The sequence below is a fragment of the Burkholderia territorii genome, assembly GCF_902833055.1.
Lineage (GTDB): Bacteria > Pseudomonadota > Gammaproteobacteria > Burkholderiales > Burkholderiaceae > Burkholderia > Burkholderia territorii.
This window is the reverse complement of record NZ_CADFEJ010000012.1, coordinates 73191-87033: the sequence shown is the minus strand read 5'-3', so window position 1 is coordinate 87033 and position 13843 is coordinate 73191. Positions and strand designations below refer to the sequence as shown.

The 13843-nt window shown below is 68.9% G+C and carries 11 protein-coding genes; 7 read left to right on the top strand and 4 right to left on the bottom strand.

The window, feature by feature from the left end:
- Nucleotides 1-15: 15 nt before the first annotated feature.
- From HW466_RS20320 to HW466_RS20310, 3 genes are all read right to left on the bottom strand, one after another.
- Nucleotides 16-789 carry a slipin family protein gene (locus HW466_RS20320; protein ID WP_059447248.1) on the bottom strand — a complete coding sequence of 258 codons (774 nt, stop codon included), beginning with the start codon at nt 787-789 and terminating at the stop codon, nt 16-18.
- The gene (locus HW466_RS20315) at nt 786-2336 is read right to left on the bottom strand and encodes an NfeD family protein (RefSeq protein ID WP_174905612.1); all 1551 of its coding nucleotides are present in this window, start codon (nt 2334-2336) and stop codon (nt 786-788) included. Before HW466_RS20315 ends, HW466_RS20320 begins: the two co-directional genes overlap by 4 nt.
- 121 nt (nt 2337-2457) lie before the next feature.
- The gene (locus HW466_RS20310; protein ID WP_059943448.1) at nt 2458-3492 is read right to left on the bottom strand and encodes an AraC family transcriptional regulator; all 1035 of its coding nucleotides are present in this window, start codon (nt 3490-3492) and stop codon (nt 2458-2460) included.
- A gap of 137 nt (nt 3493-3629) precedes the next feature.
- On the opposite strand from HW466_RS20310, the gene HW466_RS20305 reads away from it, so the two are divergent.
- The 6 genes from HW466_RS20305 to HW466_RS20280 all read left to right on the top strand — a co-directional run bounded on the left by HW466_RS20305 (nt 3630) and on the right by HW466_RS20280 (nt 11149).
- Complete coding sequence (locus HW466_RS20305; protein WP_151006165.1) at nt 3630-4763, top strand: acyl-CoA dehydrogenase family protein; 1134 nt, start codon at nt 3630-3632, stop codon at nt 4761-4763.
- A gap of 190 nt (nt 4764-4953) precedes the next feature.
- Nucleotides 4954-6660 carry an AMP-binding protein gene (locus HW466_RS20300; protein WP_059806080.1) on the top strand — a complete coding sequence of 569 codons (1707 nt, stop codon included), beginning with the start codon at nt 4954-4956 and terminating at the stop codon, nt 6658-6660.
- Between the two features lie 114 nt (nt 6661-6774).
- A complete protein-coding gene (locus tag HW466_RS20295) occupies nt 6775-8304 on the top strand; it encodes a CoA-acylating methylmalonate-semialdehyde dehydrogenase (RefSeq protein WP_151006166.1) in 1530 nt (509 codons plus the stop codon).
- 18 nt (nt 8305-8322) lie between these two features.
- A complete protein-coding gene (gene mmsB, locus HW466_RS20290) occupies nt 8323-9225 on the top strand; it encodes a 3-hydroxyisobutyrate dehydrogenase (RefSeq protein ID WP_059769138.1) in 903 nt (300 codons plus the stop codon).
- Nucleotides 9222-10013, top strand: a complete 792-nt coding sequence (locus HW466_RS20285; protein ID WP_059506530.1) for an enoyl-CoA hydratase — start codon at nt 9222-9224, stop codon at nt 10011-10013. The genes mmsB and HW466_RS20285 overlap by 4 nt, the downstream gene beginning before the upstream one ends.
- Nucleotides 10010-11149, top strand: a complete 1140-nt coding sequence (locus tag HW466_RS20280; protein WP_059544213.1) for an enoyl-CoA hydratase/isomerase family protein — start codon at nt 10010-10012, stop codon at nt 11147-11149. The genes HW466_RS20285 and HW466_RS20280 overlap by 4 nt, the downstream gene beginning before the upstream one ends.
- A 71-nt stretch (nt 11150-11220) precedes the next feature.
- On the opposite strand, the gene HW466_RS20275 is transcribed toward HW466_RS20280, so the two are convergent.
- Nucleotides 11221-12126 (bottom strand): LysR family transcriptional regulator, encoded by a 906-nt coding sequence (locus tag HW466_RS20275; RefSeq protein ID WP_151006232.1) that lies wholly within the window; start codon nt 12124-12126, stop codon nt 11221-11223.
- A gap of 177 nt (nt 12127-12303) precedes the next feature.
- Between HW466_RS20275 and HW466_RS20270 the strand changes: the two genes are divergently transcribed.
- Nucleotides 12304-13842 (top strand): MFS transporter, encoded by a 1539-nt coding sequence (locus HW466_RS20270; RefSeq protein WP_174905613.1) that lies wholly within the window; start codon nt 12304-12306, stop codon nt 13840-13842.
- Nucleotide 13843: the final 1 nt, after the last annotated feature.

Sequence of the window (13843 nt, the reverse complement as noted above, 5' to 3'; positions counted from 1 at the left end):
CGACGCCCGCGCGTCTCAATGCTCGCGTCGCGGGCCCAACCGGTCCAGCAACGCGCTCAGCAGGTCGACCGGCAGCGGAAACACGATCGTCGAATTCTTGTCGGCCGCGATCGTCGTCAGCGTCTGCAAGTAGCGCAGCTGCATCGCCTGCGGCTGCTGCGCAAGCCGCTGCGCCGCCTGCAGCAGCTTCTCCGATGCCTGCAATTCGCCTTCCGCGTGAATCACCTTCGCGCGTCGTTCGCGTTCGGCCTCGGCCTGCCGCGCGATCGCACGGATCATCGTTTCGTTCAGGTCGACGTGCTTGATCTCGACCGTCGACACCTTGATCCCCCACGCATCGGTCTGCGCGTCGAGCGTCTTCTGGATGTCGGCATTCAGCTGCTCGCGTTCGGCGAGCAACGCGTCGAGCTCGTGCTTGCCGAGCACCGCGCGCAACGTCGTCTGCGCGAGCTGGCTCGTCGCCTCGAAGAAGCGTGCGACCTGGATCACGGCCTTCTCCGGATCGACGACGCGGAAATACACCACCGCATTGACCTTCACCGACACGTTGTCGCGCGTGATCACGTCCTGCGCGGGCACGTCGAACACGACGGTGCGCAGGTCGATCCGCACGACCTGCTGGACGATCGGGATGATCAGCACGAGCCCCGGGCCCTTGACCTTCCAGAACCGCCCGAGCATGAACACGACGCCGCGTTCGTACTCGCGGAAGATGCGGATCGACGATGCGACGAGCACCACGACGAAGACGATCAGGACGCCGCTGAAGCCGAACGTGTAGCCCATCATGACGGTGCTCCCTGGTGTTGTCGTTCTTGCGCCGGCATGTCGTAGAGCGGCGCGACGGTGAGCGTCAGCCCGTGGCGGCCGGTGACGCGTACGCGGCAGCCCGCCGCCAGCGGCGTGCTGCTCGCGACGCGCCAGCGCTCGCCGTGCACGCGCGCCCAGCCCGCGGCCGACGGTGCGGGGCCGGCTGCATCCTGCGGCTGGTCGGCGAGCAAGCCATCGTCGAGCACTTCGCCGATGCTGCCGACGATCGCCTCGGCACCCGTCACGACCGGCCGCCGCCGCGCGCGCAGCGCGACGCTCGACACGAGCGCGACGAGCAGTCCGCCGCCGAGCGCGAGGCCCGCGATCACCGGCCACGGAATGCCGTAGCCCGGTACGTCGGTGTCGATCAGCATCAGCGCGCCGATCGTGAACGACACGATTCCGCCGAAACCCAGCACGCCGAAGGTCGGCAGGAATGCCTCGGCGACGAGGCAGCCGAGACCGAGCAGCACGAGCCCGAGGCCCGCGTAGCTGATCGGCAGCAGTTGCATCGCGAACAGCCCGATCAGCAGGCAGATGGTGCCCGCGACACCCGGCAGCACGAAGCCCGGGTTCGCGAATTCGAAGAACAGGCCGTAGATGCCGATCGTCAGCAGGATCAGCGCGACGTTCGGATCGGCGATGATCGACAGGAAGCGGCTGCGCCAGTCGGGCGCGAGCACGACGAGCGGCGCGTGCGCGGTCGCGACGTGCAGCGTGCCGGCTGTCGTCGTCACGGTGCGGCCGTCGAGCTGGCGCGCGAGGTCGGCCGGATCCTGCGCGATCAGGTCGACGACATGTTGCGCGCGCGCTTCGGTCGCCGACAGGCTCAATGCCTCGCGCACCGCGCGCTCCGCCCATTCGGCATTGCGTCCGCGCAACTGCGCGAGGCCGCGGATGTACGCGGCGGCGTCCTGCGTCGCCTTGCGGATCTCCGTCGATTGCGTGTCGTTCGGCAACTCGGCCGGCGACGCGGATGCGCCGGACGCCCCGACTGCTCCCGACGCCCCCGCCGGCGCCGGCCGGGGCGCACCCGGCGCGCCACCGCCGATACCGAACTGCACCGGCGACGCGGCGCCGAGATTGGTGCCCGGCGCCATCGCGGCGATGTGGCTCGCGTAGACGATATAAGTACCGGCGCTCGCGGCCCGCGCACCGCCCGGCGCGACGAACGCGGCGACCGGCACCGGCGAGCCCAGGATCGCCTTGATGATCTGCCGCATCGACGTATCGAGCCCGCCGGGCGTATCGAGTTGCAGGATCGCGAGCGGCGCGTGCTCGCGTGCCGCGCGCTCGAGCGAGCGGACGATGAAGTCGGCGCTGGCCGGCCCGATCGCACCGTTGACCGGAATCACGAACACCGGCGGCACGGCCGCGGGCGCGGCGGTGGGAGGCGGGGCAGCAACCGCCGCGCACACGACGAGCAGCGCCGCGAACAGCGCGGCGCGCGCGACCCGCGCGGACAGCGGGTGACGGGGGCGGCCGCCCGCCGATGCAGGCGGCGGCCCATGACGGTGAATGCGCATCGGGGCGTCCGGGCGGCGCGCGGCCGCACGCCGTCCGGCTCGCGGAAAGGGCGTTGGCCCGATGCTTGAAGATTAGGCGGTTTCGGCGGAAAGCGCGAAGGCGGACGGGCAGGCCGCGGATTCAGCCGGCGCCGCCGCCGCGCGCGAGCGCCTCTTCCCGATATTCGGCCGGGCTGCGCCCGCTCCACTTGCGAAACGCGCGGTAGAACGCGCTCGGTTCCGCGAAGCCGGTGGCGGCCGCGACATCGGCGATGGTCCGCGACGGATCGGCCAGCGCCTCGAATGCGAGGTCGCGCCGCAGCGTGTCCTTGATCGACTGGTACGCATGGCCTTCCTGGTGCAGCTTGCGGCGCAGCGTCGCCTCGGCCACGTGCAGCCGCGCGGCCATCCCGTCGGCGCCGGGCCATGCGGCGGGCGGCATGCCGCGCAGCACCGTGCGCACGCGTTGCGCGAGCGCGTTCGGGTTGCGGTACTTGACGATGAAGCTGGCCGGCGCGTTGCGCAGAAACGTTTTCAGCGTCCTGGCGTTCTGCACCACCGGCAGCGTCGCGAATTCGGGATCGAAATCGACATACGAATCGGGCTGGTTGAAGCGCATGTCGTCGCACAGCATCGACGGATATTCGTGGTCGGCCGGCGGCGTGTCGCAGCGAAAGCTCGCATGCAGCACCGGAATGCGCCGCCCGATCAGCCAGCAGGTGAGGCCGTACACGATGATGAAATAGGTCGCATACGTGAACATCGCGGGCGCGGCCGTGCTGTTGCGGTGCACGAAACGCAGCCGCACGCGCTGCGGGTTGGCGTCGAGCTCCGCGTGCAGGTCGTCGAGCACGCAGTGCATGAAGTTCACCGCGCGCGCCATCGCGTGCAGACCGTCGTGCGCGGACAGCGCCGCCTGGCTCATCGCAATGAAGCTGCCGCTGCGCATCGGGTGGCTATCCTGCCCGAAAAACTCGTCGTCGAGCGCGCGCGCAATGGCGTTCCACAGCGCGCCGTATTGCTGCGCGGACACCCGCGAACGCGGTTGCGCGAGCAGCGCCGGCGCGATGCCGGCCTGCGCGAGCAGCGGCTCGGCCGCGACGCCGCGCCGGGTGGCGAGCGCGACGCTGTAGGCGACGAGGCTGATCGCGATGGTTCCTCTCTCTTCCTGCTTCATCGAAGCCGCCGGTATGGCAAAAACGCTCAGTGTAAATGAGCGCCGCGAGCATCGAACAGTCGCGCGCGCTTGCCTACACTTGTTGCATCGAAACGAAAGGACGGTCGCGGCAAGCGGCCGCGGGAGACAGCAGCGCCATGGACGAGCTTTACACCGAAGACCAGCGGATGATCCGCGACGCCGCGCGCGCTTTTGCCACCGAGGTGCTGGCGCCGAACGCCGCGCAGTGGGACCGCGACGCGCACCTGCCCGACGCCGTCGTCGCGCAGCTCGGCGAACTCGGCCTGCTCGGGATGATCGTGCCGCAGGAGCTGGGCGGCGCGTATACGGATTACGTCGCCTATGCGCTGGCGATGGAGGAGATCGCCGCCGGCGACGCCGTGTGCGCGACGATGATGAGCGTGCACAACTCGGTCGGCTGCGGGCCGATCCTTGGCTTCGGCACGCCGGCGCAGAAGGATCGCTGGCTGGCCGACATGGCGGCGGGCCGCGTGATCGGCGCGTTCTGCCTGACCGAGCCGCAGGCCGGCTCCGAGGCCAACAACCTGCGCACGCGCGCGGAGTTGCGCGACGGCAAGTGGGTGCTGAACGGCGCGAAGCAGTTCGTGACCAACGGCCAGCGTGCCGGGGTCGCGATCGTTTTTGCCATGACGGACCCGGAGGCCGGCAAGCGCGGCATTTCCGCGTTCCTGGTGCCGACCGACACGCCGGGCTTCATCGTCGGCAAGCCGGAAAAGAAGATGGGCATCCGCGCATCCGATACGTGCCCGATCACGTTCGAGAACTGCGCGATTCCGGAAGAAAACCTGCTCGGCAATCGCGGCGAAGGGCTGAAGATCGCACTGTCGAACCTCGAGGGCGGACGCATCGGCATTGCCGCGCAGGCGCTTGGCATCGCGCGCGCCGCGTTCGACAAGGCGCGCCGCTATGCGGGCGAGCGCGTGCAGTTCGGCAAGCCGATCGCCGAGCACCAGGCGATCCAGCAAAAGCTCGCCGACATGGCCACGCAGATCAACGCGGCGCGCCTGCTCGTGCATCACGCGGCGAAGCTGCGCACGGCCGGGCTGCCGTGCCTGTCCGAAGCATCGCAGGCGAAGCTGTTCGCGTCGGAGATGGCCGAGCGCGTGTGTTCGGACGCGATCCAGATCCACGGCGGCTACGGCTACCTCGCCGATTACGAAGTCGAGCGTCACTATCGCGACGCGCGCATCACGCAGATCTACGAAGGCACCAGCGAAGTGCAGCGGATGGTGATCGCGCGCCAGCTTTGAGTCGGCACGCGCTCCACGGGCAAGAACGCAAACAACGAGACAGGCACGCAATCAGGCAGGGCACGAGGGCAGCGCGACGAACGCGGCACGCAACGACGTGACCGTGCGCCGCGCAACACGGAACCGGGCATGCGCTGCAGCGCGTGAGCCGGTTGACCGCTGGGCATGGAGACTGGACGGAGACGACACGATGACGGTACAGGCATTCCTGGACGCACGCGACTTTCTGCTGCGCCATCGCACCGACTACGAAACCGCTTGCCGCGATTTCGAATGGCCGGTGCTCGATGCGTTCAACTGGGCGCTCGATTATTTCGACCCGATGGCGCGCGGCAACGACCGGCCCGCGCTGTGGATCGTCGACGCGGCAACCGGCACGGGCGACCCGTATTCGTTCGCGCAGATGTCCGAGCGCTCGTCGCGAATCGCGAACTGGCTGCGCGGCATCGGCGTCGGGCGCGGCGACCGGATCCTGCTGATGCTGCCGAACCGTGTCGAGCTGTGGGACGCGATGCTCGCCGCGATGAAGCTCGGCGCGATCGTGCTGCCCGCGACCACGCAACTGTCGGCCGACGACGTGCGCGATCGCGTGCAGATCGGCGGCGCGAAATACGCGATCGTCGACGAGAACGAAACCGCGAAGTTCGAGCAGGCCGATCTCGGCCTCGAGCGGAAGATCGTCGCCGGGGCGCCGCGCGCGGGCTGGCTCGCGATGAACGACGGCTACGCGGCAAGCGCCGCATTCGAGCCGGACGCCGTCACGCACGCGAACGATCCGATGCTGCTGTACTTCACGTCGGGCACGACGTCGAAGCCGAAGCTCGTCGAGCATACGCATCGCACCTATCCGGTCGGGCACCTGTCGACGATGTACTGGGTCGGCCTGCAGCCGGGCGACATTCACTGGAACATCAGCTCGCCGGGCTGGGCTAAGCATGCGTGGAGCTGCTTCTTCGCGCCGTGGAATGCGCAGGCGTGCGTGTTCGCGTTCAACTACGCGCGCTTCGAGCCGAAGGTCGTGCTCGATGCGCTCGTCAAATACCAGGTGACCACGCTGTGCGCGCCGCCGACCGTGTGGCGCATGCTCGTGCAGCAGCCGCTCGCGGCGTTCGACGTGAAGCTGCGCGAGATCGTCGGCGCGGGCGAGCCGCTGAATCCCGAGATCATCGAGCGCGTGAAGAAGGCGTGGGGCATCACGATTCGCGACGGCTACGGCCAGACCGAGACCACCTGCCTGATCGGCAACACGCCGGGCCAGCCCGTCGTCCCCGGTTCGATGGGCCGGCCGCTGCCCGGCTACCGGATCGCGCTGCTCGATCCGGACGGCGCGCCCGTCGACGAAGGCGAGGTCGCGCTGCCGATCGGCGCGGGCGCGGCGCGCCCGGTCGGGCTGATGACCGGCTATGCGAACAATCCCGACGCGACGGCCCACGCGATGCGCGACGGCCATTACCGCACGTCGGACATCGCGATGCGCCGCGACGACGGCTACTACGTCTACATCGGCCGCGCGGACGACGTGTTCAAGTCGTCCGACTACCGGCTGAGCCCGTTCGAACTGGAAAGCGTGCTGATCGAGCATCCGGCGATCGCGGAAGCGGCCGTCGTGCCGAGCCCGGACCCGGTGCGGCTGTCGGTGCCGAAGACCTTCATCGCGCTGCGCCAGGGCTACGAGGAAAGCCCAGCGCTCGCGCTGGAGATCTTCCGCTTCTCGCGCGAAAAGCTCGCGCCCTACAAGCGCATCCGCCGCCTGCAATTCGCGGAGTTGCCGAAGACCATCTCGGGGAAGATCCGCCGCGTCGAGCTGCGCCGCCGCGAGATCGAGCGCGGCGACGACGCGGCCACGCGGATGCCCGGCGAATACTGGGAAGAAGATTTCGCCGCCGAACTGAAATGAAATGACCTGTCGCGGGCCGTGCGTGCCGCATGTCGCGGCCGTCGCCCGCGGTACCGATCGAACCGGCCGCGCGTGGCGTGACGCTGCGCGGCCCACTGCAAGGAGAATGCATCGATGAACGCGAATCCGACGCCCCGCACGGGGCAAGACGTGCCGACGGTCAAGCTGCTGATCGACGGCGCCTTCGTCGAGTCCACCACGAGCGAGTGGCGCGACATCGTCAATCCGGCGACGCAGCAGGTGCTCGCGCGCGTGCCGCTCGCGACCGTCGCGGAAGTCGACGCGGCCGTGCAGGCCGCGCACGCCGCGTATGCGACGTGGAAGAACACGCCGATTTCCGCGCGCATGCGCGTGATGCTGAAGTTCCAGGACCTCGTGCGCGCGAACCAGCAGCGCATCGCGAAGACGCTGACGGCCGAGCAGGGCAAGACGCTGCCCGATGCCGAAGGCGACATCTTCCGCGGCCTCGAAGTGGTCGAACACGCGTGTTCGGTCGGCACGCTGCAGCTCGGCGAATTCGCGGAGAACGTCGCCGGCGGCGTCGACACCTACACGCTGCGCCAGCCGCTCGGCGTATGCGCGGGCATCACGCCGTTCAACTTCCCCGCGATGATTCCGCTGTGGATGTTCCCGATGGCGATCGTGTGCGGCAACACGTTCGTGCTGAAGCCATCGGAGCAGGATCCGATGTCGACGATGGAGCTCGTCGAACTGGCGATCGAGGCCGGTATTCCGAAAGGTGTGCTGAACGTCGTGCACGGCGGCAAGGAAGTGGTCGACGCGATCTGCACGCATCCGCTCGTGAAGGCGATCTCGTTCGTCGGCTCGACGGCCGTCGGCACGCACGTGTACAACCTCGGCAGCCAGCACGGCAAGCGCGTGCAGTCGATGATGGGCGCGAAGAACCACGCGATCCTGCTGCCCGACGCGAACCGCGAGCAGGCGATCAACGCGCTGGTTGGCGCGGGCTTCGGCGCGGCCGGCCAGCGCTGCATGGCAACCTCGGTCGCGGTGCTCGTCGGCGCGGCGCGCGACTGGCTGCCGGACATCGTCGCGAAGGCGAAGCTGCTGAAAGTCAACGCGGGCTCGGAGGCGGGCACCGACGTCGGGCCGGTCGTGTCGCGCGGCGCGAAGGCGCGCATCCTGTCGCTGATCGACACGGGCATCAAGGAAGGCGCGAAGCTCGAGCTCGACGGCCGCGACGTGAAGGTGCCCGGCTTCGAGGAAGGCAACTTCATCGGGCCGACGATTTTCTCCGGCGTGACGCCCGACATGACGGTCTACACGCATGAAATTTTCGGGCCGGTGCTGATCGTGATGGAAGTCGACACGCTCGACGAAGCGATCGCGCTCGTCAATGCGAATCCGATGGGCAACGGCGTCGGCATCTTCACGCAGAGCGGCGCGGCCGCGCGCAAGTTCCAGAGCGAGATCGACGTCGGCCAGGTCGGCATCAACATCCCGATTCCGGTGCCGGTCCCGTACTTCAGCTTCACCGGCTCGCGGGGCTCGAAGCTCGGCGATCTCGGCCCGTACGGCAAGCAGGTCGTGCAGTTCTACACGCAGACGAAGACGGTCACCGCGCGCTGGTTCGACGACGACACGACGGCCGGCCCGGTGAACACGACGATTCGGCTGCATTGAGCCGGGGAGGACACGAACATGAAAATCGGATTCATCGGGCTGGGCCACATGGGTGCGCCGATGGCGCTGAACCTGCTGAAGGCCGGCCATGACGTGCATGCGTTCGACCTGAGCGCCGATGCATTGCGCGCGTTGCAGGACGCCGGCGCACAGGTGGCCGCGTCGCCGCGCGACGCCGCATCGGGCGCGGCATTCGTGATCACGATGCTGCCGGCCGCGCCGCACGTACGCTCGGTGCTCGCCGGCGAGAACGGCGTGCTGGCCGGTCTCGACGCCGGTGCGACCGTGATCGATTCGAGCACGATCGATCCGGCCAGCGCGCAGGCGTTCGGCGCGCTCGTGCGCGAGCACGGCGGCGCGTTCGTCGATGCGCCCGTGTCGGGCGGCACCGGCGGCGCGGCGGCCGGCACCTTGACCTTCATGGTCGGCGGCAGCGACGCCGATTTCGAGCGCGTGAAGCCCGTGCTCGCCTGCATGGGCAAGAACATCGTCCATTGCGGCGCGACGGGGATGGGGCAGGTCGCGAAGGTCTGCAACAACCTCGTGCTCGGCATCTCGATGGCGGCCGTATCGGAGGCGATGTCGCTCGGCGTCGCGCTCGGCATCGACCCGAAGGTGCTGGCCGGTATCGTCAACACGTCCACTGGCCGCTGCTGGAGTTCGGACACCTACAACCCGTATCCGGGCGTGATCGACACCGCGCCGTCGTCGCGCGGCTACAGCGGCGGCTTCGGCACCGACCTGATGCTGAAGGATCTCGGCCTCGCGAACGACGCCGCGAAGCAGGCGCGCCAGCCCGTCTATCTCGGCGCGCTCGCGCAGCAGCTGTACCAGACGATGAGCAGCCGCGGCGACGGTCAACTCGATTTCTCGGCGGTGATCCGCCTGTACCAACCGGCCACGAAGAAGGACGCCTCATGATCGAACTGGACTACGTCGACGACGGCGCGATCGCGTGCGCGACGCTCAAGCGTCCGCCCGCGAACGCCTTTACCGCCGACGGGCTGCTGCAACTGCAGGAAACCGTCGCCGAATTGAACGCGAACCCGCGCGTGCGCGCGCTGGTGATCACCGGCGACGGCCCGAAGTTCTTCAGCGCGGGCGCTGACCTGAACACGTTCGCCGACGGCGACCGCGCGGTCGCGCGCGCGATGGCCGCGCGCTTCGGCGCGGCGTTCGAGGCGCTGCACGACGCGCGCGTCGTGACGATCGCGGCGATCAACGGTTATGCGATGGGCGGCGGCCTCGAATGCGCGCTTGCGTGCGACCTGCGGATCGCCGAGACGCACGCGCAGATGGCGCTGCCCGAACCGTCGGTCGGCCTGCTGCCGTGCGGCCTCGGCACGCAGACGCTGCCGTGGCTCGTCGGCGAAGGCTGGGCGAAGAAGATCATCCTGGCCGGCACGCGCGTTGACGCGGCGACCGCACTCAGGATCGGCCTCGTCGAGGATGTGGTCGAAAGCGGCGCGGCGCGTGATGCGGCGCTGGCGCTTGCGCGCAACGTCGCGCGGCAGAGCCCGCATGCGGTTGCCTACAGCAAGGAACTGATCGGCCTCGCACGCCGTGGCGTGCCGCGCGACGCGGCGCTCGCGGTCGAGCGCGAACGCTTCGTCGACCTGTTCGATACGAACGAGCCGCGCGAGGGCGTGGCCGCGTTTCTCGGCAAGCGCGCGCCGCAATGGCATACCGATGGAGAGCCGCAACGATGAGCACGCCGGTCACGACTCATGAGAGCGTCGCGCAACCCGCGCAGGAGGTGCTGTTCCGCGTGGTGAACCGCGTGGCGCTCATTACGCTGAACCGGCCGGCCGCGCTCAATGCGTTGTCCTATCCGATGATCGGCGAGCTGGCCGCGCGCCTCGAGCGATGCCGCACCGACGACCAGATCGTCGCGGTCGTGCTGCGCGGCGCGGGCGAGAAGGGCTTCTGCGCGGGCGGCGACGTGCGCGCGCTGCACCGGATGGTCGCGCAGCGCGAGACCTGGCTGCCGTTCTTCGTCGACGAATACCGGCTCGACTACGCGATCCATACGTTCCCGAAGCCGATCGTCGCGCTGATGGACGGTGTGACGATGGGCGGCGGCATGGGCCTGGCGCAAGGCGCGGCGCTGCGCGTCGCGACCGAGCGCAGCAAGATCGCGATGCCCGAGACGCGCATCGGCCTCGTGCCCGATGTCGGCGCGACGCATTTCCTGTCGCGCATGCCGGTCGAACTCGAGTTGTACGTCGGGTTGACGGGCGCGATGCTGTCGGGCGCCGATGCGCTGAGCGCGAAGCTCGCCGACCTGTGCGTGCCGTCGTCGTGGCTCGATACGTTCGAGACGCGCATCGAGAGCGTCAAGTGGGACGGCGACGTGCTGCCCGCGTTGCGCAAGGTGTTCGAGCCGCCGTGCAACGTCGTGCCGCATTCGGCGCTCGACAGCCAGATGCCGTGGATCGTGCGTCACTTCGACAAGCGCTCGACCGTCGAGCGGATCGTCGCGACGCTGAAGCAGGAGCTCGAGCGCGACGAGCTGACGCGCGAGCATCGTCAATGGCTGCAGACGACGCTCGACGCACTCATCGGGCATTCGCCGACGATGCTGTGCGTGACGCGCGAAGCGCTGCTGCGCGGCCGTCAGATGACGCTCGCCGAGTCGTTCCGGATGGAGCTCGGCATCGTGGCCCGCGCGATCGAGGAGGGCGACTTCTGCGAGGGTGTGCGCGCGCATCTCGTCGACAAGGATCGCAAGCCGCGCTGGGCACCGGCGTCGCTCGTCGAGCTGCGCGCCGAGCGTGTGCGGCATTTCCTGACGTCGCCGTGGAAACTGTTCGCGCATCCGCTCGCCGATCTCGGCGCGGCGTGAGGTGACGTGATGTGCCGATGCGCGCAGGCGGCGCATCGGTTTCAATGCATTTCCTTGCTGCGCTGCCGTGCTCAGCGCTCGATCATCGGCGGCACGGCCTCCACGAGCGCATCGATCACGCAGCGTGTCTTGCGCGGCAGATAGCGCGTTTTCGGCCAGATCGCGTGGATGTCGCCTTCGCAGACGAAGCAGCGATCGAGCACGACGACCATCTCGCCGCGCTTCACGTAATGATCGAGCAGCCAGCTCGGCAGCCACGCGATCCCGAATCCCGACGCGCCTGCCGCCGCGATCGCCTGCACGTCGTCGAAACCGAGCTGATGCGGCATGTCGATGCGTACCGTCGAGCCGTCAGGCGCGCGCAGGTCCCACGGCTGCACGACACCGGAGCGCGAATACGCGATCGTCCGGTGGTTTCTCAGATCCTCGAGCGATTGCGGTATCCCGTAGCGCGCCAGATACGATGGCGCCGCGCCGAGGCTGCCGTATTGCGTGCCGAGCCGGCGCACCGCGAGGCTCGTGCTGTCCGCGAGCGGGCCGATCCGCACCGCGAGGTCGATCCCTTCCTCGACCAGATCGACGAAGCGGTCGGTGATCGACACGTCGATCCGCAGATGCGGATAGGTGCGCGCGATGTCGAGCACGATCGGCGTCACGCAGTGATGCCCGAACGCGAGCGGCACGCTCAGCCGCAGCTTGCCGCGCGGTTCGTTGCGCCCGCAATCGAGATCGGCTTCGGCCGCTTCCAGCTCCGCCAGCGCGCGCACGCAGCGGTCGTAGTACGCCTGGCCGTCGTCAGTCAGGCTCTGGCTGCGGGTCGTGCGCTGCAGCAGTCGCGCGCCGAGCCGCTTCTCGAGCCGCGCGATCGCCTTGCCGACCGCCGAGCGCGTCATGTCGAGCCGTTCCGCGGCAAGCGCGAAGCTGCCGGATTCCACGACCTGGACGAAGGTCGTCACGCCGTCGAGTTTGTCAATCATGGCGGGATGAATGGATTGGGTCCTGCGATTCCCCAGTCTGGAGAAGCGGACGCGTCAATGGGGAGGGAAATTCTCACTATAGTACCGATTCCCGCCCAGCGTGCGTTGCCGGCCGTACGCGGCGCATTTTTCTCATCTGGAGGCGCGCGGCTCGTCGCGGGCCGTCGCGCAATACGCATGACGCTATCCGACTCCCGCAGGAATGCGGTCGCGCTCGCGGCCGTCTGTCTCACGTCGCTGATGTTCGGCCTCGAGATCTCGAGCGTGCCGGTGATCCTGCCGACGCTCGAACACGTGCTGCATGGCGACTTCAACGGCATGCAGTGGATCATGAACGCGTACACGATCGCGTGCACGACGGTGCTGATGGCGGCCGGCACGCTGGCCGACCGGTTCGGCCGCAAGCGCGTGTACGTGATCGGCACCGTGCTGTTCGGCGCGACGTCGTTGCTGTGCGGGCTCGCGCCGAACGTGCCGGTGCTGGTCGCGGGCCGGCTGCTGCAGGGCGCGAGCGGCGGCGCGATGCTGATCTGCCAGATCGCGGTGCTGTCGCACCAGTTCCGCGAAGGGCGCGAGCGCGGCCGCGCGTTCGGGATCTGGGGGATCGTGTTCGGGATCGGTCTCGGCTTCGGGCCCATCGTCGGCGGCGCGATCGTCGCACTGGCGAGCTGGCCGTGGGTGTTCCTCGTGCATGCGCCGCTCGCGGCCGCCGCGCTGCTGCTGATCGGCGGCGCGGTGCAGGAGTCGCGCGATCCGCACGCGGGCACGCTCGACGTCGCGGGCATCGTCACGCTGTCGCTCGCGGTGCTCGGTCTCGCGTTCTATATCACGCAGAGCGCGGAGCTGGGGCTCGTGAGCGCGGCCGGGCTCGGTGTGCTCGGCGCGACCGTGCTCGCGCTCGCCGGCTTCGTCGTCGCGGAGCGCACCAGCGCGCGGCCGATGTTCGACTTCTCCGTGTTCCGGATTCGCGCGTTCACCGGCGCGATCTTCGGATCGATGGGAATGAACTTCAGCTTCTGGCCGTTCATGATCTATCTGCCGATCTGGTTCCAGGTTGCGCTCGGCTACGACAGCGTGACGGCCGGCCTCGCGCTGCTCGCGTACACGCTGCCGACGCTCGTCGCGCCGCCGTTCGGCGAGCGGCTCGCGCTGCGCTACGGGCCGGGTGTCGTGATTCCGGGCGGGCTGTTCACGATCGCGGCGGGGTTCGCGTTGATGCGGATCGGCAGCGGCGTCGAGCATGCTAGCTGGCTCACGATGTTGCCCGGCTGCGTGATCGCCGGCATCGGGCTCGGGCTCACCAACACGCCGGTCACGAACACGACGACGGGCGCGGTGCCGAGTGCGCGGGCCGGGATGGCGTCGGGCATCGACATGAGCGCGCGAATGATCTCGCTCGCGCTGAACATCGCGGCGATGGGCTTCGTGCTGGTCGCGGGGATCGTCGCGAGCCTGAAGGCGGGCGTCGCGGGCGCGGTCGATGCGGCGACGTTGCGCATGCTGGCGCAGCAGATCGCGTCGGGCCGCACCGACGGATTGCAGGCAATCGCGCCGGCGCTCGCAAAGGCCGACCCGACCGGCGCGGCGCTGCACGCGGCGCTCGTGCACGGGTTCGGCTGGGTGATGGTGTACGGCGCGGCCGGCGTGGCCGTGCTCGCGACCGCGAGCGCGGTGGCGTTCGCGCCGGCAAGGCGCAGGGCGACGGTGTGTGAATGAC